This window comes from Enterococcus sp. DIV1639a (genome assembly GCF_050530445.1).
Taxonomy (GTDB): Bacteria; Bacillota; Bacilli; order Lactobacillales; family Enterococcaceae; genus Enterococcus_B; species Enterococcus_B hirae.
Window position 1 is genome coordinate 834,268 of record NZ_CP172886.1, and the last position, 18,883, is coordinate 853,150.

20 protein-coding genes are annotated in these 18,883 nt (G+C 34.0%); 16 read left to right on the forward strand and 4 right to left on the reverse strand.

Going from position 1 to position 18,883, the window contains the following annotated elements; all coding sequences use genetic code 11:
* Nucleotides 1-2 precede the first annotated feature (2 nt).
* From IGJ32_RS03840 to IGJ32_RS03860, 5 genes are all read left to right on the forward strand, one after another.
* The gene (locus IGJ32_RS03840) at nt 3-1,439 is read left to right on the forward strand and encodes an O-antigen ligase family protein (RefSeq protein ID WP_197725796.1); all 1,437 of its coding nucleotides are present in this window, start codon (nt 3-5) and stop codon (nt 1,437-1,439) included.
* A gap of 138 nt (nt 1,440-1,577) precedes the next feature.
* Entirely contained in the window at nt 1,578-2,402 is an 825-nt protein-coding gene (locus IGJ32_RS03845; protein WP_034698873.1) for a LicD family protein, read from the forward strand.
* An 80-nt stretch (nt 2,403-2,482) separates the two neighbouring features.
* Nucleotides 2,483-3,454 carry a glycosyltransferase gene (locus IGJ32_RS03850; RefSeq protein ID WP_010738168.1) on the forward strand — a complete coding sequence of 324 codons (972 nt, stop codon included), beginning with the start codon at nt 2,483-2,485 and terminating at the stop codon, nt 3,452-3,454.
* A gap of 9 nt (nt 3,455-3,463) precedes the next feature.
* A complete protein-coding gene (locus IGJ32_RS03855; protein WP_010738167.1) occupies nt 3,464-4,888 on the forward strand; it encodes a lipopolysaccharide biosynthesis protein in 1,425 nt (474 codons plus the stop codon).
* 323 nt (nt 4,889-5,211) lie between these two features.
* Nucleotides 5,212-6,156 (forward strand): NAD-dependent epimerase/dehydratase family protein, encoded by a 945-nt coding sequence (locus IGJ32_RS03860; RefSeq protein WP_034698875.1) that lies wholly within the window; start codon nt 5,212-5,214, stop codon nt 6,154-6,156.
* Nucleotides 6,157-6,375: 219 nt separating this feature from the next.
* Here the strand turns inward: IGJ32_RS03860 and IGJ32_RS03865 are convergent, their stop codons facing one another.
* On the reverse strand, nt 6,376-7,545 hold the full coding sequence (locus tag IGJ32_RS03865; RefSeq protein ID WP_373169058.1) for a serine hydrolase domain-containing protein: 1,170 nt from the start codon (nt 7,543-7,545) through the stop codon (nt 6,376-6,378).
* Nucleotides 7,546-7,741: 196 nt separating this feature from the next.
* Between IGJ32_RS03865 and mltG the strand changes: the two genes are divergently transcribed.
* The 8 genes from mltG to IGJ32_RS03905 all read left to right on the forward strand — a co-directional run bounded on the left by mltG (nt 7,742) and on the right by IGJ32_RS03905 (nt 14,340).
* Complete coding sequence (gene mltG, locus IGJ32_RS03870; RefSeq protein WP_342081556.1) at nt 7,742-8,920, forward strand: endolytic transglycosylase MltG; 1,179 nt, start codon at nt 7,742-7,744, stop codon at nt 8,918-8,920.
* 142 nt (nt 8,921-9,062) lie between these two features.
* A complete protein-coding gene (gene greA / locus IGJ32_RS03875; protein ID WP_010719721.1) occupies nt 9,063-9,542 on the forward strand; it encodes a transcription elongation factor GreA in 480 nt (159 codons plus the stop codon).
* Between the two features lie 230 nt (nt 9,543-9,772).
* The gene (liaF, locus tag IGJ32_RS03880; protein WP_010719720.1) at nt 9,773-10,504 is read left to right on the forward strand and encodes a cell wall-active antibiotics response protein LiaF; all 732 of its coding nucleotides are present in this window, start codon (nt 9,773-9,775) and stop codon (nt 10,502-10,504) included.
* Complete coding sequence (gene liaS, locus IGJ32_RS03885) at nt 10,501-11,568, forward strand: two-component system sensor histidine kinase LiaS (RefSeq protein ID WP_010719719.1); 1,068 nt, start codon at nt 10,501-10,503, stop codon at nt 11,566-11,568. Before liaF ends, liaS begins: the two co-directional genes overlap by 4 nt.
* 6 nt (nt 11,569-11,574) lie before the next feature.
* Nucleotides 11,575-12,207, forward strand: coding sequence for a response regulator transcription factor (locus IGJ32_RS03890; RefSeq protein ID WP_010719718.1), 633 nt, complete (start codon nt 11,575-11,577; stop codon nt 12,205-12,207).
* Between the two features lie 85 nt (nt 12,208-12,292).
* Nucleotides 12,293-12,958, forward strand: a complete 666-nt coding sequence (locus IGJ32_RS03895; protein WP_010719717.1) for a potassium channel family protein — start codon at nt 12,293-12,295, stop codon at nt 12,956-12,958.
* Nucleotides 12,959-12,970: 12 nt separating this feature from the next.
* Nucleotides 12,971-13,264 (forward strand): HesB/YadR/YfhF family protein, encoded by a 294-nt coding sequence (locus tag IGJ32_RS03900; protein ID WP_181914865.1) that lies wholly within the window; start codon nt 12,971-12,973, stop codon nt 13,262-13,264.
* A gap of 128 nt (nt 13,265-13,392) precedes the next feature.
* On the forward strand, nt 13,393-14,340 hold the full coding sequence (locus IGJ32_RS03905; protein WP_373168999.1) for a phosphoglycerate dehydrogenase: 948 nt from the start codon (nt 13,393-13,395) through the stop codon (nt 14,338-14,340).
* A gap of 100 nt (nt 14,341-14,440) precedes the next feature.
* Here IGJ32_RS03905 and IGJ32_RS03910 read toward each other — a convergent pair whose 3' ends face one another.
* A complete protein-coding gene (locus IGJ32_RS03910) occupies nt 14,441-15,238 on the reverse strand; it encodes a DUF1189 domain-containing protein (protein WP_025480226.1) in 798 nt (265 codons plus the stop codon).
* 240 nt (nt 15,239-15,478) lie between these two features.
* Here IGJ32_RS03910 and IGJ32_RS03915 point away from each other — a divergent pair, with 240 nt between their 5' ends.
* The 3 genes from IGJ32_RS03915 (at nt 15,479) to IGJ32_RS03925 (ending at nt 16,973) form a co-directional block, all read left to right on the forward strand.
* A complete protein-coding gene (locus IGJ32_RS03915; protein ID WP_010719713.1) occupies nt 15,479-15,943 on the forward strand; it encodes a GtrA family protein in 465 nt (154 codons plus the stop codon).
* A 97-nt stretch (nt 15,944-16,040) separates the two neighbouring features.
* Entirely contained in the window at nt 16,041-16,649 is a 609-nt protein-coding gene (locus tag IGJ32_RS03920) for a superoxide dismutase (protein ID WP_010719712.1), read from the forward strand.
* Nucleotides 16,650-16,772: 123 nt separating this feature from the next.
* Nucleotides 16,773-16,973, forward strand: coding sequence for a cold-shock protein (locus tag IGJ32_RS03925; RefSeq protein WP_010719711.1), 201 nt, complete (start codon nt 16,773-16,775; stop codon nt 16,971-16,973).
* A 98-nt stretch (nt 16,974-17,071) separates the two neighbouring features.
* Here the strand turns inward: IGJ32_RS03925 and IGJ32_RS03930 are convergent, their stop codons facing one another.
* Both IGJ32_RS03930 and IGJ32_RS03935 read right to left on the reverse strand, forming a co-directional pair.
* Nucleotides 17,072-17,374 carry a hypothetical protein gene (locus IGJ32_RS03930; protein ID WP_368020077.1) on the reverse strand — a complete coding sequence of 101 codons (303 nt, stop codon included), beginning with the start codon at nt 17,372-17,374 and terminating at the stop codon, nt 17,072-17,074.
* Nucleotides 17,375-17,507: 133 nt separating this feature from the next.
* Nucleotides 17,508-18,524 (reverse strand): helix-turn-helix domain-containing protein, encoded by a 1,017-nt coding sequence (locus IGJ32_RS03935; protein ID WP_373168997.1) that lies wholly within the window; start codon nt 18,522-18,524, stop codon nt 17,508-17,510.
* Between the last annotated feature and the right edge of the window lie 359 nt (nt 18,525-18,883).

The window sequence follows — 18,883 nt, forward strand, 5'->3', positions numbered from 1 at the left end:
AAATGTTTACTAAATTTTCAAAGCAATTCCATAGTATAGGACAAAAAATAGCATTGCCCTATATTGTTTTTTTTGAGCTTGTCTTAATCTGTCGGATGGTTAGTGTTTATTCCACACTACCACCAAAAATCGATTCCATCTTTTCGATGATTATCATGTTATTATCAGGAGTCATTTTCCTTAGCCACTTTTTACCAATGATTCTCGAAAAAAAGAAAATAAAAATTGAATATTGGTTAATTGTTTTTATAGTGATTCTAGCAATCAGTACATTGTTGAATCGAGAATATGCTTTCACGGAAAACATCAAACTGATTATTTGGCAATGTATCTTTTTCTTTTGTGTATTTGAAGTGGGAAGAGAAAATAACAAAAAACTATTTACTGTGTTTGAAACGATTCTTTTAGTTGTTTGGTCTGCACTTGTCCTATTTTCTCTTTATTTGTTTTTTGCTCGTGTAAGTTTTTCTACGCCAGTTAAATCATTGTATTATGGCATGCGAATCGGTTTTTTTGAAAATCGTCTTTATGGGATTTTTGTTGATCCAAACTATGCGACAACTATTTCATTGGTTTGTATTATTTTTGCCCTTAGAAAAGCTATTTTTAATCAAAAGCTATGGGTGAAAGTTCTTTCTATTTTTGTTATGTTTGTTCAATTTAGCTATATTTCTCTCTCAGGTTCAAGATCTGGTATGATCCAATTGGTAGTTGCGGCCTTTTTTGGTGTTTTCTTCTTTTACTTATTTTATCAGTCGAAAAAAAATCAATCGTTAGTATTGAAAGTAGTAGGAGCAACAGTCCTAGCTGCGATTAGTTCAGCCGTTGTTTTTGGTGGCGTATCATTGATGAAAACAGGTTACGTCAATGTAGCAAACCGTGTGGAAATCACAAGTCCTAAGGTCGTTGACTTTTTTGAAAAAGATTCAGAGAAAAAAATTCCTGACGAAAAATTGGTCACTACCGAAAGACCGGATGTTGTTGAAAATAAAGATATTTCTAACAGTCGTTTTGCTTTATGGAAAAGTGCAACTGAATTGATGCGACTTGAACCCATTTTCGGAACAACACCAAAAGGTTTTGTGGCAATTGCCAAAGCTAAAATCCCAGAGACTCATATTGCTAAAACGGGGCAAACACCTCACAGTGCCTTTTTCTATCTATTAGCAGCAACTGGTATCTCTGGAACAGTTGTTTTTGTCCTGTTTTTACTATCAAAAATGTGGCAGTCTTTGCGGATTCTATTTGCTACAAAGCAAAAAAATTATCTGGAATTTCTGATAGATAATCAAATTGTGTTGATCATCTTAGTCTCTAGTTTATTGATTACTGAAATTATACTAACTAGACGTTCTGCAACATTTATTTTCTGGTTGTATTTAGGAAAACTTCAATATGATTTCGATCAACAAAAACAATTGAACAGACTGGAAAAATAATTAAGGTAATAGGAAAAATCCTTGCAGAGAAACAAAGGATGCAAGGATATTTTCTATTATTGGTCAATTTGATGATCAAAGGCAAATAAATATTCCCGTTCGTTAGTAAAAAATTTAATTGGATATAGGAGACTTCTTATGAGAGAATTAACAATGGCAGAGGTACAAAAAAAAGCAGTTGATATTTTAGTTTATATTGATAAAATCTGTCGTGAAAACAACCTAAAATATACCATATTTTATGGAAGTCTGATTGGTGTTGAACGCCATCAAGGTTTTATCCCTTGGGATGATGATATTGATATCGTGATGCCCCGACCAGATTATGAAGAATTGCTTTTGATCTTAAAAAATGATACAAATTACAAGTTGTTGTCCTTTGAAACAAGAGAAAATTTTAGATATCCATTTGCAAAAGTGATTGACCCAAAAACTGTAGCTAAAACAAAGCAGTTTTTTAGTGGGGAAGAACCTGATTTAGGCGTTTTTGTTGATATTTTTCCTATTGACGGCATTCCAGATTCTGCTACAGAACGTCAAGCTCTAAGAGAGACAACAGAGAATTATCGTCTAAACTTAATGGACACTTTGGGATTAGCTTATGCTCGAAGCTTTGATTTTTTGAAAGCAGTCGTAAAATTAGTAGTGCGTTATCCTCATCATAAAAAATTATTGAAAATCGGAGATAATGTCTATTGGCAAAAAAAATACCAAGAAGCTGCTAAAAAAATTCGATTTGGAGATACGGACACATGTGGTTATTTAGAATGGATTCATATTGATTGGGGTGTTTTTCCAACGCAATGGTTTACTGAATATGAAGACGTCGAATTTGAAGGACACAAAGTAATGGCTATCAAAAATAGAGGAGATTTTCTTACATTGCGTTACGGAGATTACATGACAATGCCACCGGAAAATGAACGCGTGACACACCATCCGTATAACTTTTACGAAAAATAGCCTCTCGAAATGGTTACAAAAAGTAAGACGAAACAACAAAGCAGCATCTTTAATACTATATCTTAGAAGGAGTGAAGTAAATGCGTGAAAAACTGCAAACAACTGTTGTAATGGCTACATATAATGGCGAAAAAAATATTATAGAACAGCTCAATTCTTTGAAAAATCAATCTCAAAAAATTGATGAAGTTATCATAAAAGATGATTGTTCAACTGATCAGACAGTCAATATTGTACGAAGATTCATTGAAGAAAATCAGTTACAGGCTACCTGGCAATTGATTGTTAATGAAGAAAACGTTGGATGGCGAAAAAACTTTTTTAAACTGCTGGATTTAGCAAGTAAAGATGTTGTGTTTACTTGTGACCAAGATGATATTTGGCATGAAAAAAAGATTGAAGAAATGAGTCGTACTTTTGCGAATCAACAAGTTCAAGTTTTAGTATCAGATTATCATGAATTAGTAGAGCCAGGTGGTTTAGCAGAAGAGTTAAAACGGGTTGATACAGAAAAAATAGAGGGACAATCAGAAGAACGAGTGGTTTTTAATGAAAACAACTTATTCCTAAGACGTCCAGGCTGTGTCTATGCTATTCGCCAAAGCTTTATTGCGAATGTGATGCTTTATGCTTCAAGAATGGAGAATGCAGTCCATGATATGTCCATGTGGGGAAGTGCTGTTTTAAGCAATGGGTTATTTCTCTTAAGAAAACCGTTGATTGAATGGCGTAAACATGGTCAAAGCTCTTTTAAAAAAGAAATTGACCAAGCAAACAAAGTAACAGCCTACCAAAAAAGACTAAATACGTTACGGCGAAGATTGCAACGTGTACATGCAGCCAATAACTATTTAGCTAATTTAACTGATATAGATGATTTTGAGAAGAAACAAAAAATGCTCTTGTCAATGATTGATGAACTAGAAATGCGTATTGCTATATTAGAAAAGGAACAGTTATCAACAATTCTTGCTTCTTTCTTCCGCTATAAGCGTAAATTTTATTTTGGTACTGATATCTATCATCTTATAAAATATAAGTCAGGAAAGTGAGGTATCAGCATGAACCATAAAGCAAAAGCTGTCGCAAAAAATCTATATTATACCGTAGCAGCTAACTTTGCTACATTAGGTATTTCTGTCCTTTTAAATTTATTTGTTCCAAAATTATTAGGAGTGACTGAATATAGTTATTGGCAACTCTATGTCTTTTATTCTTCTTATGTAGGATTCTTACATTTTGGTTGGATTGATGGTATTTACTTGAAAATCGGTGGAGAAGAGTACAAAGACATTGATAAACGTTCTTTAGGATCACAGTTTTGGTATTTAGCGATATTTGAATTTTTTGTTTCGATTTTCGTTATTTTATGGGCTTACTTCTTTATGCCTGGAGAATACCAAGCACTGATCTTGATTTTGACAGCTGTTGTTTCTGTAGTGACCATCGTTAAAACATTTATTCTCTATATTTTCCAATCAACAAATAGGATTAAAGAGTATGCCCAGTTATCAAGAAATGATCGCTATTTATATGTTGTCTTAATCGGTATATATTTTGCCACTGGTGGGCGGGAATTTTACTGGTTGATCATTATGGATATCATTTCAAAATTAGTGATTACAATTTGGGGAATGACCCGAATAAAAGATATGCTACAAGTTAAAATGATTGGTCTAAAAGAACTAGTACCTGAAATCTTAGATAACATTAATATTGGTAGCAAATTAATGTTGAGTAGTATTGCCAGTATGTTAATTATGGGTACGATCCGTTTCTTTGTTCAACAACAATGGTCAATCCAGACTTTTGGTAAATTATCTTTTACTTTAAGTATCTCTAATATGTTTTTGACCTTTATCAATGCGGTGGGGATCGTCATGTTCCCGCTTTTAAGAAGAACAAATCGAGATCGTCTTTCTTCTTTATTTCAAACACTAAGAGGTGTATTTGTTCCTTTGACGTATGCTATTTTGATTTTTTATATTCCAGCAAAAATCGTTTTAGGCATGTGGCTACCTGAATATGAAGTTAGTTTAAGATTCATGGGGATCTTATTTCCAATCGTTATCTATGAAGGAAGAATGTCCTTATTAATCAATACCTATTTGAAGACATTGCGTAAAGAAAAAACGATTCTAATGGTAAACGTCTTGACGTTGACCTTATCCTTACTTCTTTCTCTATTCGTCATTTTCATCATAGGGAATTTAAACTTAACTGTCGGATTAATACTTGCTAGTTTAGCATTCCGTTGTAATTTAGCTGAATTTTTCTTGTGTAGAGATATGAATATTAAAATTGGTGCTAAAATGTTTTTAGAAACCTGTCTAACTTTATTATTCATTTTTAGTAATCTTTGGTTTGATGGCACTTATATGAGTATGGTTGCCTATATTGTGATATATATCATTTATTTAGTGATTGTCCATCGTGGTTTTTTGAGCGACTTAAAAGATTTGCGATACTTAGTCAAAGATCATTAATATAAAGAAGACAGTGAGGGACTGTGACAAAAGACTTGTCACAGTCCCTTATTCTTGCAAAAGGTGATAGAGAAATACATCCTTGACCAACTTCTGCCAAGGCAATAACAAAGAAGCAGCGTTTAAATAAGAAAAATATTATCTACTATTAGAATATTTTATGCATGGTATGGTTTTCTTGTTAGACAGGAGATAACTATTGGAAAGGGAACAATTAGTCTATGATCGCTCTATTTAGGGCATATATATAAGATAGTATTCTCAGAATAAACGTGTTACACTAAACTTATCTTTTATGTAAATCAATAATTGGAGTGAAAATAGTGGAAAAAATATTGATTACCGGTGGGGCTGGTTTTATCGGTTCTACCTTAGCCAATCACTTAGGTAAAGAAAATGTAGTGATTGTTGTTGATGATTTATCAATGGGAAAAGTAGAAAATCTTGAGATGGATAGAAACATCACGTTCATCGAAGGTGATGTAGCGGATTCAGTATTGATGGAAGAAATCATCCGTGCCAATCAATTTGACTACATTTTCCATTTAGCGGCAGTTGCTAGTGTGGCAGATTCGGTTGCCCGGCCAGTAGAAACACATCGAGTTAATTTTGAAAGTGTGCTGATGCTGTTAGAATTGATCCGGAAATATCAACCAAACTTAAAACGAATCGTATTTAGTTCTTCAGCAGCAGTTTATGGGGATGAACCAACTTTACCAAAAAAAGAGGAATCCATTATTCGTCCATTAACCCCTTATGCAATCGATAAGTTTGCAGCTGAACAATATGTTTTGGATTACTGTCATTTATATGATGTTCCAGGAAGTGCAGTTCGTTTCTTCAATGTTTACGGACCAAACCAAAACCCAAATTCACCTTACAGTGGTGTGATTTCAATCTTAGTTGATCGTTATAAAAAACAATTAGCGGGAGAAAAAACGTCATTTACTTTATATGGAGACGGTAGCCAATCAAGAGACTTTGTCTATATCGATGATGTGATCCAAGCTTTACTTCTGGTAGCTAACAAAGAAGCGGCTTTAGGCGAACAATTTAATGTCGGAACGGGAAAAGCAACTACATTATTAACATTGATCCAGACGATTGATCAAATTTTAGAGACGGAATTAGCTTTAGAATATCAGCCAGAACGTTCAGGAGATATTCACGATTCATTAGCAGATATTTCTAAGATTCAGTCTATTGGTTATCTACCAAAATATGATGTATTAAGTGGTATGAAAAGCTATTTAAAAACTGAAATATAGTGAATAATAAGAGTCGACAGTTCTTATTCGTACACTTGAAAAGTGGATGGAACGAAATCTTAAACTTTGAGAAATAGAACTATGATAGTCGGCTAAATACAGTCGCCATGCAAAAGTCAGATAACATTCTAACTTTTACATGGCGATTTTTTTAATAAAAAAATTTTTGAACTATGACGTACTTAATTTTTGGGACGATAATCTTTTTCGTTTTCAGGATTAATTTTCTTCTAATATCTTGGACCCTTCAATTAAATTATAAATTCGATTTCGCAAGTCTAGAGCAGTTAATTTTATTTTTTTATCTGATTGGTCGTTGCTTTCCATGACAACCGCATCTTTCAAATCACGTTTGAAAACAGCGACTGAATGGAAACGATTGATGTTTCCTTGTGCCAAAACATAATCATTACCACAATAGACACCACCACGATATGGGTGGCCAGTAGGACTGGGTTTCCATAATGTAAAAAGTAATTTCTGTGGGATCATTTTACCTGATAAAACTTTAGTGAAAAACGTATTTAAATCAAGCACCGACATACTGATATTTCCAGTCCCTAATTCATTATGGATCGCTGTTTGCGATTCAGTTAATGGCTTCCAGTAATCATCACTAGCAGACATCTGATAGGAAACGGCATGATGCGGAGAGTTTTTGACTTGATCATAAAAAGCGGTCTGTTTCAAATCCAAAGGTTTGATAATCTCGTTCTCTACTAATTTTTCATAAGGTTGGTGAGTTAAGTTGATTAAAATACCCGCTAAAATTGTAAAGTTTAATGGTTCATAACGATAAGTATGGTAGTCAACTAATTTTAGATGTTGAACCGCAAATTGAACGACTTCTGTATCTGATAATGGGGTAGTAGGTTTAGCTGTAGGTTTCAACCCAGATCTCATATAAAGTAGATCTTCAATGGAAATCTTTTGACTATTCGGAATTTGAGGATAAAACTTAGCCAATTTCGTATTCAAAGAAAGGTGTCCTAATTCTACTTGTTTGAGAATTAACAGAGCTGTCATCGCTTTTTGAATCGAGCCAATTTGATAGTAAAGATAAGGGCGGTTTAACTGATCATTTTCTTTGTTTGCATAACCATAGCCACGCTCAAAAATCACATGATTATTTTTCTTTACATAAATTGAGCCAATGTAATCATGTTTAATTAACAGGTGGTTGATTTTTTCTGATAATTTTTTTTCTTCAGGTGTAAGCGATAATGTCTGTTTAGGTTTTAGTGAATCGGAATCATTTCTAGCTTGTTCTTTCGTATAAATACTCCATCCTATAATCATACCGGTGGAAAGTACGCTGATACTGAGCAATACTAGAATGATAGAGAAAAAAGGAAATGCCCCTTTTTTTGCATGTTTGTCTTTTTTTATCATTGTGTCATAAGGTCCTTTCATTTTCGCTCATAGTTAAAATAACTATTGTATTCATTGATATTAATTTTAATCTGTTTTCATTTGATTTACTACTTACAATTTTGATAGAATATTTAAATAAATTAATTCACGTCAATCAAAATATCATGTATAATAGATGAAGTTACGAAGTTGATAGTAAGGAGGAGTTGTTTTGTCAGAAAACAAACAACGTCCAGAAGAGAAAAAAAACAGATCAGACCAATCTGCTGAAAAGAATGCAGTCATTAATCAGAGAAAAAATTTGCGAAAAAAAGAAGAAAAAATCGTTGGTAAAATCATTTTAGTGATCGTTTTGACGTTGCTAATCATTGGAGGCGTCCTTGGATTCACCATTTACCGCTATGTGGATAGCGGGTTGAAACCATTGGATCCTAAAAATGATCAACTTGTTCAAATTGAAATACCTAGTGGTTCATCAAATAAACAAATAGGTGAGATACTCGAACAAGATCAAGTGATTAAAAGCGGCATCGTGTTCAATTACTATACTAAATTTAAAAATATGACTGGCTTTCAAGCTGGATATTATCAAATGGCACCAAATATGACTTTGGATGAGATCGGAAAACAATTGCAAGAAGGTGGCACCTCAGAGCCAACTAAAGTAGCAGATGGCAAAATCGTGATACCGGAAGGATACGACATTGAACAAATTGCTGCTAGAGTAGCGAAAGTCACTGGAAAAGATAAACAAGAATTTTTAGATTTGATGAAAGATGAAACGTTTTTCAATGAGCTTTATAAAAAATTCCCAGATTTATTGGACAGTGCGAGCAAAGCTCAAAATGTCAAATATCGCTTAGAAGGTTATTTGTTCCCGGCTACTTATGATTACTACAAAAAAATGTCGTTGAAAGATTTAGTCGTTCAAATGGTAAACAAGACAAATAGCGTGTTACAGCCTTATTTTACAACCATCAAACAAAAAAATATGACGGTTCAAGAAGTCTTGACGTTGGCTTCATTAGTTGAAAAAGAAGGGATTAAAGAAAACGATCGTAAAAACATCGCCCAAGTATTTTTCAACCGTATCAAGGCAGATATGCCTTTACAATCAGATATCTCTGTTTTATATGCCTTGGGAGAACACAAAGAAACGGTATCTTATAAGGATACGGCTGTCGACTCTCCATATAATCTATATACGAACACAGGCTATGGTCCTGGACCATTTGATAACCCTAGTGAAGCAGCTATCGAAGCCGTATTAGAGCCGTCTCAAAATGATTACTACTATTTTGTGGCAGATATCAAAAAAGGCGATGTTTATTTTGCAAAAACTTACGAAGAACATTTGGAATTAGTTGATAAATATGTCAATAATTCGTAGAATAGTATTTGTATCATCGACTATTTATTTAAAATAGAAAAACATTTACATTTTAGGAAAAGCGTGGTAATCTTTTTTGGATTATATTCCTCAAAAGATTACTTTTTGCGGTATTCCATAGATCAAGAAGGAGACGTTATACATGGTTGAGAAAGTTTACCCGATGACTCTAGAAGGCAAAGCCAAACTAGAAGAAGAATTAGAACAATTAAAAACAGTTAAACGCGGAGAAATCATTGAACGCATTAAAATCGCTCGTGGATTTGGTGATCTATCTGAAAACTCAGAGTATGAATCTGCTAAAGATGAACAAGCGTTTGTTGAAGGTCGAATCACAACAATCGAAAATATGATTCGTTTTGCTCAAATCATTGACAATGACGGTGTTGATGCAGATGAAGTATCAATTGGTAAGACAGTGACATTTATTGAATTACCGGATGGTGAAGAAGAAGAATACACAATCGTAGGAAGTGCAGAAGCTGATCCATTTTCTGGTAAAATTTCTAATGATTCACCAATTGCTCAAGCTTTGATTGGTAAATTAGTCAATGATGAAGTAACGATTGCTACCCCTGGTGGCGATATGTTAGTTAAAATCGTTAAAGTAGAGCAAGCATAAGAAATACTTGAACAAAAATGAAGTTGTGACATCTACAACTTTGAGCAATAAGCCGAAGAATCAGAAAATCGTTTCTCCGATTTTTGGGATTCTTCGGCTTATTTATTTTTCTAAGGAATGAGTGTCCAGAACCATTTGACTTAGGACAAACTTTACATCTCAAGTCCTATAGTATATTTCTAAAAAAATAGCTATGATAGAATGAGAATGTGCATGAAAGGAGAATAAAGATGAATAGTTCTTGGCGTTTTTTTATCGTAGTCGAGGCTTTATTATTACTATTTGCAGTTTGGCAAATTGTGAACAACGTAGAATTACTTCTTCTCGTATTGTTTGGTGCATTGAACATATATTTAGCATTAAGAAAATATCCACGATCTGGATTTCGAAATTTTCAATTGATTATAGGGAGTTTGATCGTTTTCTTTAGTTTAGTCAATAGCCCTGCACTATGGTTGATGGCAGTATTTGCGATCTTGTTTATCGGACTAAAAGGGGTTGAAATTTCTGGGATTGATCTAACAAAAAATACCTTTTGGCGAAAGAAACAGATGATCATGGTACAAACCGATCAATTAAAAACACATAATAATGAACGAAAAAAACAACAATTATTTGGAAATCAACGTATTGGTAATGATGTTTATGAATGGGATGACATCAATATTGCTTTAATTTCAGGGGATACGATCATTGATCTTGGCAATACATTGTTACCAAAGGATGATAATATCGTTATTGTGCGAAAAGGAATTGGCAGAACGAGAATTTTGGTACCTTTAGGGATTGCCATCAGTTTAGAGCATGCGACACTTGTTGGAAATGTTTTATTTGAAGAGGAACAATTTTCATTAAAAAATGAATCCATCAAAATTTATAGTAACGATTATGATGAAAACCCAAGACGGTTAAAAATCATCACGAATACATTACTTGGTGACGTTGAGGTGATACGTGTATGATGAGCAGATTATCAAAATTAATGATGGCAATCTATGCCTCAGCGGCTTCTTTTTTAATCATCTTGTTTTCGTTGTTCACTTATTTTTATGCAAGTAACCAAACGAATTGGTGGCGTGCCATTTTAAGTGCAAGACTATTGTATGTGCCGCTGATTTTTCATTTGTTTGCTATTGCCTTAGGTGTCGGATTAGTGGTTTTTTTGATAGTATCACTTATCCAAAAAGCAAAGTATGGTAAAATTGAAGAAAAATTAAGAGCATTATCTTCTGGTAATTATGAGTCTAGTCATTTGAATGAACCCATTCCCAGTGCAAATGATGATATTTATGTACAAGATATTGATAAAGAAATAACCAAAATAAAAGAAAAAATGATTGAAGTTTCTAGTGAACTACAAATTATCACTAGCAGACCCCAGTATGTGGATGGACAGACAAGAGAGGAAATCTTAGAACTAGAAAGGCATCGTTTAGCCCGGGAACTCCATGATTCTGTCTCACAACAATTATTTGCAGCGATGATGATGATGTCTGCTTTAACAGAACAAGCCGAAAAAACAGATAGTTCAGAAATATTTCGCAAACAATTACGTATGGTTGCTGATATCATCAATGCTTCTCAATCTGAAATGCGTGCGCTCCTACTTCATCTTCGCCCAGTGAATCTGGAGGAGAAGAGTTTGAAACAAGGAATTGAGCAATTATTAAAAGAACTACAAAATAAAATTCAAATTTCATTGAAATGGGAGATCGAAGACGTAAAATTGTCCAATTCGATTGAAGATCATCTTTTTCGTATCGTGCAAGAATTATTATCCAATACCTTACGTCACGCTAAAGCAAATGAATTAGAAGTTTATTTACACAAAATCAATAATAACTTATTGTTACGAGTGATTGATGATGGTACCGGGTTTAATATGAACGAAACGAAAACAGGTAGTTATGGATTAAATAATATTAGGGAACGAGTAGCAGGTATTGGTGGAACAGTTAAAATTATTAGTTTTAAAGGACAAGGCACCAGTATTGAGATCAAAGTTCCTTTGATCAAGGAGGCATAATTGAAAATGATACAAGTATTACTCGTAGATGATCATGAAATGGTTCGCTTAGGAGTATCCTCTTATTTATCGATTCAAGAAGACATTCAAGTGATCGGTGAAGCAGAAAATGGTCGAGAAGGCTATGAAAAAGCAATGGAATTACGACCTGATGTGATTTTGATGGATCTTGTTATGGAAGAAATGGATGGGATTGAATCAACTAAAGCTATTTTAAAAGACTGGCCTGAAGCAAAAATAATTATTGTGACCAGCTTTATCGATGATGAAAAAGTTTATCCAGCCATTGAAGCTGGTGCAGCGGGATATCTATTAAAAACTTCTACCGCTCATGAAATTGCAGATGCGATCAGAGCAACTCAAAGAGGGGAACGAGTGTTAGAACCTGAAGTAACAACAAAAATGATGGAAAAAATAAGTAAGAGAAACGAGCCAATTCTTCATGAAGAATTGACAAAACGCGAAAATGAAATCCTGATGCTGATAGCAGAAGGAAAAAGCAACCAAGAGATTGCAGATGAATTATTTATTACTTTAAAAACAGTCAAAACCCATGTCTCAAATATATTAGCAAAATTAGAAGTAGAAGACCGAACGCAAGCAGCTATTTATGCTTTCAAACATGGATTAGTTAAATAAATTGTTTATTCTACAAAAGAAAGCTTACTTTCGTTTTTAGAAAGCCTTTGCTATACTTAAATAAAATAGGTAAGGGAGGAAGCAAGTGAAACAAAATTTTGCAATTGTCGGGCTTGGACGATTTGGTGGCAGTATTTGCCGAACCTTAGTTGAAGCAGGACAAGAAGTATTAGCTATTGATAGCAATGAAGATCGAGTCAATGAATATATGAATATCGCTACTCATGCAGTTGTAGCAAATGCACAAGATGAAATGACATTGCGTTCACTAGGAATCAGAAATTTTGATCATGTGATCATTGCAATCGGTGAAGATATCCAAGCAAGTATCCTCGTTACATTAATGGTCAAAGAGATGGGAGTTCCCAACATCTTAGCTAAAGCTCAAAATGAATATCATGCAAGAGTGTTAGAAAAAATCGGAGCAGATCGTGTGGTTCACCCGGAAAGAGATATGGGGATTCGTATTGCTCATAATCTTGTTTCAAAAAATATATTGGATTACTTAGAACTATCGGATCAATTTTCTCTTGCAGAAATTCGAGTTTCTAATCCCAAATTTTTTAATAAAACATTAGCGGAGCTGAATTTTAGGCAACGTTATGATCTAACAGTTGTAGCAATTCGACGCTTTGATCGTTCGGTCGTTGTTTCACCTTCAGCAGATGAATATGTCAGAGAAAATGATAATTTATTAGTAATTGGGGAAACCGAAGATGTAGATATATTAGACGATAAAATGAATCAATAAGGAGATGCAGGAATGAAATTATCAGTAACAGATAATGCACGTAAATGGTTCGAAGAGGAAGTAACCATCCCTGAAAATTATGGGATTCGTTTTTTTGGGAAAGTCTACGGCAAGACAGAAGTACATGATGGTTTTTCTATCGGAATGTCTGTCGAACAGCCTGAACGACCAATCAAAGAAGAAACCATTGACGGGATGCTGTTTTTTATTGAAGAAGCAGATGACTGGTTTTTCAAGGGGTATAATCTTGTTGTTGATTATGATGCATCTTTAAATGAGCCAACTTATCATTTCAAAGAACAATAAAACAAAGGAGCGTTTCTTTAGCTACCATTAGCTTGGAAAACTCCTTTTTTATATTTACCTCTTTTTTCATAAGACTGAGTCACGAAACACTTGATTACAATTAGTAATAGAAGGGATGCGTAACTAAGATGGCAGAAAAAATTATTTATTTAGATCGAGGATTTAGACAAGAATTTATTGATAAAATGACTGAATTAGCGCCTAATTATGTCATAAAAACTGAGCTTGAACCTACAGATTTGATGAATGTTGAAATTAGTTTAGGGTGGAATCGCCAATACGAAAAAGAGCTATTAGCATCTCCAGGGTTAAAATGGGTACATTCGATCTCGGCAGGGGTAGACACTTTACCACTAACGGCATTTTCTGAAAAAGGGATCTTACTTTCAAATGGTAGTGGTATTCATAGTGAATCAATAGCTGAACACATCATGGGAGTGATTTTAGGCTATTCTCGAGGGCTGTTCCAAGCACAAAAAGCACAAGCAAAGAAAGAATGGTTAGGAACTCATGTCCATTATCAGCCATTAGAAAAACAAAAATTATTGATCATCGGAACGGGGCAAATCGGCAAGATGGTTGCTGATAAAGCAGACAGCTTTTCTATGGTCAGTTATGGGATAAATACTACCGGGCATCCAGTAGAAGGATTCAGTCAAACGTATTCCTTAAACGAAGTGGAAAAAGTAGTAGCTGATATGGATATCATTGTAAATATTTTGCCTCTGACAGAGCAGACTAAGGGCTTCTTTAATTATGAATTATTCAAAAAATTCGCTTCCCATGCGTTATTCATCAACGTTGGACGTGGGGCTTCTTTAAAAACAGCTGATTTAGTTCAGGCATTAAATGAAGAACAACTCGCCTTTGCAGCATTGGATGTTTTTGAAGAAGAACCATTACCTGAAAAAAGCCCATTGTGGGAAATGGATCAAGTATTGATTACGCCGCATACCGCTGGCTTAACCTCAGATTTTCAAAATAAGTTAATGACAATCTTTCTAGCCAATCTTAAAAGCTATGTCACAAATCAAGAGCTTAAGATAAATGAAGTGGCATTACAAAAAGGATATTGATCCTTACTTAGAAAAATAGTTGACATTAAAAAACGACTTTCTTTGACTAGCGTTGCCGCCTAATCGAAGAAAGTCGTTTCCTATGTTTGACATTCGTGAACTACATCATTTGGCTTTTTGGCCAGCCTTTTACCGCCTGTGCAAAAATAAAAAGTCCTGCTATTGCGATAAAAGCACTTGTGTCAAAAGCCGGTAAGAAAATCATTAAGATCGTGGCTAAGACTGTTGGTAGGGTGATTGAATAGATCATCGTTTTTAAACAATCAAGAAAAGAAGCGCCAGTCAAACGTAAACGCGCATAAATATAAGCTGCAAAATTAGCTAAAAGTAAAGTAACGATCAAATTCAAAAAGCTTGGATAAATAGAAATTAAGAAAGTCACTATCTTGATCCAAAATGGAATTGTTGCTTCACTTAAGGTTGTACGCAATTGTTTTCCTGTTAGATTTTTTAAGGCATCATTTTTATAGTCAAGTTCAAGTGAGTTATTGTTTAGAAAAGTAGTACCGGTATTAGGCAAAGCTACGACGAGTTTATTTTTTAGTAGTCCAACACTAAGAAAATTTCCGACTAAGTCAGAAGTAATATCTTTTTCAGATCGTTTGCCTTCCGGATCAAAAGTAAAGATGATAGAATTTGTTTGATAGATGAAACCTTCATGATCTGCTGCATCAATTTTCCCGTTTTTTATGGAAAAATCTGGAATCTTGGTGGCAATTTTCTGACCATCTTGTTTGATGTTTTCTAGCACTTGAAACACTTGATAGGAAATAGGCAAAGCCATGATGATGCTAAGGACCAAAAGATAAAGAACCGATTTAGCGAACGGGGTTTTTCTAGCATTTTTGAGCTCTTTAAATTGCGTGAATGAGCTGATAATTAATTGTTTTGTTGTCATAGTTACTCCTTCTATACATAATGTCATCATTAGCAATTCTAGCGAAGTCTTAGAAGAAATACAAGGGGAAATACCAATTGGCAATCTTCCTTTAAGGTTCATGTGAGAACCTGCTTTTATAAAAAATAACGATAATGTTAAAATTTGCTAGTTGCAAAGATGAATTTAAGGAATAAAGATGAAAACAAGCGACAAATAAGGTATGATGAATAAGAATTGATTAGTAAGGTAGGATGAACGATGAATTTTTATTATCGAGTGAGACAATTTTTAGAAGAAAAAGGTTACTGGGAAATATTTATTTACCTATTTTTTGGTGGTTTAGCAACAGTCGTGAATATCGTTACTTTTGCAATTGCATTACAGATGCTCCATCTAAGTATGCCGATAGCAAATACTATTTCTTGGATTTGTTCTGTTTTATTTGCTTTTGTAACGAACAAATTATGGGTATTTCATTCCAAGTCACCTAATTTTTTTCATTTAGTTATTGAATTTAGTAAATTTTTGTTCTATCGGATTCTTTCTTATGGTATGGATATGGGTTCCATGTTGCTGCTGATTCAGGTGATGCACACAAATGATTATGTGGCTAAGATTATTACCCAAGTCATCGTGGTAGTCGCCAATTATGTCTTTAGTAAATTGTTTATTTTTAAAGGGACAACCATTATTGAGGAAGAACTTCCTGAAAAAGAGAAGTAAAATCCACAGTAGGCATAATTTTTGAAGAATTCCTTGCTCTTTGTTACTCTTTGTAGTGTAGACACTATGAACAAACACATTGAGGAGGAATTTTTTTATGACTTACACATTACCAGATTTACCATATGCATTCGATGCGTTAGAACCTTATATCGATGAAGAAACGATGCACTTGCATCATGACAAACACCATAATACTTATGTAACAAATTTAAATGCAGCGATTGAAAAACATCCAGAACTAGGTGAAAAAACAATCGAAGAACTACTTTCTGATATGGATGCTGTCCCTACAGATATCAAGACTGCTGTACGTAATAATGGTGGCGGACATGCAAACCATTCTTTCTTCTGGAAAATCATGGCACCAAATGCTGGTGGCGAACCAACTGGTGCAATTAAAGAAGCGATTGATGAAGCCTTTGGTGATTTTGCAACATTTAAGGAAGAATTTAAAAAAGCTGCAGCTGGCCGTTTTGGTTCAGGTTGGGCTTGGTTAGTGATGGAAAATGGTAAATTAGCGATCACTTCAACAGCCAATCAAGATTCACCATTAATGGAAGGCAAAACACCTATTTTAGGTTTAGATGTTTGGGAACATGCGTATTATTTGAAATATAAGAATGTACGACCTGATTACATTGAAGCTTTCTGGAACGTTGTGAACTGGGAAGAAGTAAACAATCGATTATCAACTGCCAAATAATCATTTTCAAGCCTAAAAAAAAGAATGAAAAATAAATTGAGCAAGTCTTGCGAGCGTTTTCTAAATTCGGTATAATATTTATGCAAGGTTTCTTGCAAGAACTTTTTTGGAGGCTATACATTTATGGAACATGGAACAGTTAAATGGTTCAACAATGAAAAAGGATTTGGGTTTATTACAGTAGACGGCGGAGACGATGTGTTCGTACATTTTTCAGCAATTCAAGGAGACGGCTTCAAGAGCTTAGAAGAAGGTCAAGAAGTTGAATTTGCAATTGTTGAAGGCGCACGTGGCCCTCAAGCTGCTGAAGTGACTAAATTATAATAACTTGTTGAAGAAAAGCCCGCTTAGCGGTCTATTCAAATAATAAAAAGAAGATGGCGTCTGCCATCTTTTTTTTATTTTATAAAAACCCAAGTTAGTTATTCGTTGACTAGTTTCTTGATTTTTTGGCTTAATAGATAAATCTGCTCACTAGACATATCAGTCGGAGCGACTAAACACGGGATTGTTTCTTCATAGGTCAGGATCTTTAACGGCATATCGGTTGTTCGAATGATTAAGTCTGGCTCAAACAAAAGATCATTTGTAAAAACCACATTTAAGTAAACTCGTAATTGTTCTTGTAACATACTCATATAACTCAGTTCAATACTTAGTGGCAAGTCACTTTCGTACTTTATCTTTATTTCTTTATCAAAGTATGTTGGAGAAGTAATGATCATAAAAGCTTCGATCAAATGACAGGATTGTACCCAATACAGCTCTTGTTGCTGTTTTTGGAATTGGGAAGCTAATTGATTGATTTCTCGATTGAATGCTGGGTAATTTTCTTCTACAAAGACTGATAAGTCATATTTAATTAATGGTGGAAAATCGGTGGAACAACAGCCCGCTCATCCCGTTGGCAAAGATCGTACTATTTAGTAATTTTTTCTTTACGTTGATTTGTGTAGATTTAAACCCAATTTCATAAATATAGCTATAGAAACTATTTTGAAATTGTTTGATCGCTGTGGCTTTTTTTAGATGGAATTTCATGGCTCGTTCTAAGTGATCGTCTTTTAAATAAAAAGCTGGGCGTGCTTGTAACCAAAGAAATAAAAATTGGACTTCCAAAAGATCGAGCTTGGCTTTCACGCTCATTCGTTTAAGGAAATGGATAATCTCTTCAAAGCTATCCCAAATCTCTTCTGTAAAATCAGGAAGTTCTCTCTGATTCATCTGATTTCCTTGTGCTGATCGGACGAAAGTGATAGCAATAATAAAGCACCATTCAATCATTTTCAGTTTATTTGGTTTTTGTTTTGTCAGCTGAAAAGCATACTCAATCCCTGCAAAGGTTTCATGAAAATCAACGGTTGGAAAGGGCCAAACGACCCCTTGATAGTATTGCCACAAAAATAAATAAATAAGATAACGGACTTGTGGTTCACTACCTTTGAGATACACGAAGCCTTTTGAAGTCTTTAATTGTAATTGATAGGTAGTAAGCAACTGATTGATTCGAGTAAGATGTCTTCTTAAGGAGGGAATACTAATCTTTTGCTCTGTGGCAAAGGAAACCAGATCAACTCTAGGTTGAAGACAAAGGTCTTTTAACAATTGAAAGATGGCGGAATGTTCCAAGATTTTTAGTAGTAATAGTTGATACTCACTGATCGTTCCAGAAAAAGTGAAGCCTTTTGTACTTTTTGTGATGTGATCGTCAGATAAAACCTTAAGATAGTCACATTGATGAAGCACAGAACGTTTGTCACAATGAGCTGTTTTCGATAATTCCTCTAACGTACAAGTAACTTGTGAGCGATATAAGTTGTCCAAGATCGTTAATTGGACTTGGATATTCCTTTCTAACATGACAGAGAAATTCATTTATTTTTCCCTCCTATATTTTTATACTCGAAATTTTCCGAATGACAAATTATTAAATTTTGTCATTTTTTTTTACGAAAAATGAGAAAAAAATTTATTATAATCATTTTTTATAAAAATTAGCCAAAAAAATAAGTGAAAAATACGTTATTTTAATTTGGGCTGCTAGTTTTTTTCATGAATGGATATATAGAGAAATTCCTTAATGACATTATAATTTATCCAAGCATAAAAACGAAATGTTATGCAATATTTTTACATATTTGCTACAGTTCCTTTTTATTTTTAAAATAATAAAGTTATTTTAAAAAGATTAAAACTTAATAATAGATTTTTAATTTAATGATTGCTAAAATCTT

Bases quoted from the DNA above. Each gene is read 5' to 3' on its own strand.
- IGJ32_RS03920 (WP_010719712.1), top strand. From the start codon at position 16,041: ATGACTTACACATTACCAGATTTACCATATGCATTCGATGCGTTAGAA.
- IGJ32_RS03915 (WP_010719713.1), top strand. From the start codon at position 15,479: ATGAATTTTTATTATCGAGTGAGACAATTTTTAGAAGAAAAAGGTTAC.
- liaF (WP_010719720.1), top strand. From the start codon at position 9,773: ATGAATAGTTCTTGGCGTTTTTTTATCGTAGTCGAGGCTTTATTATTA.
- greA (WP_010719721.1), top strand. From the start codon at position 9,063: ATGGTTGAGAAAGTTTACCCGATGACTCTAGAAGGCAAAGCCAAACTA.
- IGJ32_RS03850 (WP_010738168.1), top strand. From the start codon at position 2,483: ATGCGTGAAAAACTGCAAACAACTGTTGTAATGGCTACATATAATGGC.
- IGJ32_RS03900 (WP_181914865.1), top strand. From the start codon at position 12,971: ATGAAATTATCAGTAACAGATAATGCACGTAAATGGTTCGAAGAGGAA.
- liaS (WP_010719719.1), top strand. From the start codon at position 10,501: ATGATGAGCAGATTATCAAAATTAATGATGGCAATCTATGCCTCAGCG.
- IGJ32_RS03935 (WP_373168997.1), bottom strand. From the start codon at position 18,524: ATGAATTTCTCTGTCATGTTAGAAAGGAATATCCAAGTCCAATTAACG.
- IGJ32_RS03930 (WP_368020077.1), bottom strand. From the start codon at position 17,374: ATGATCATTACTTCTCCAACATACTTTGATAAAGAAATAAAGATAAAG.
- IGJ32_RS03905 (WP_373168999.1), top strand. From the start codon at position 13,393: ATGGCAGAAAAAATTATTTATTTAGATCGAGGATTTAGACAAGAATTT.
- IGJ32_RS03845 (WP_034698873.1), top strand. From the start codon at position 1,578: ATGAGAGAATTAACAATGGCAGAGGTACAAAAAAAAGCAGTTGATATT.
- IGJ32_RS03910 (WP_025480226.1), bottom strand. From the start codon at position 15,238: ATGACAACAAAACAATTAATTATCAGCTCATTCACGCAATTTAAAGAG.
- IGJ32_RS03840 (WP_197725796.1), top strand. From the start codon at position 3: ATGTTTACTAAATTTTCAAAGCAATTCCATAGTATAGGACAAAAAATA.
- IGJ32_RS03925 (WP_010719711.1), top strand. From the start codon at position 16,773: ATGGAACATGGAACAGTTAAATGGTTCAACAATGAAAAAGGATTTGGG.
- IGJ32_RS03855 (WP_010738167.1), top strand. From the start codon at position 3,464: ATGAACCATAAAGCAAAAGCTGTCGCAAAAAATCTATATTATACCGTA.
- IGJ32_RS03890 (WP_010719718.1), top strand. From the start codon at position 11,575: ATGATACAAGTATTACTCGTAGATGATCATGAAATGGTTCGCTTAGGA.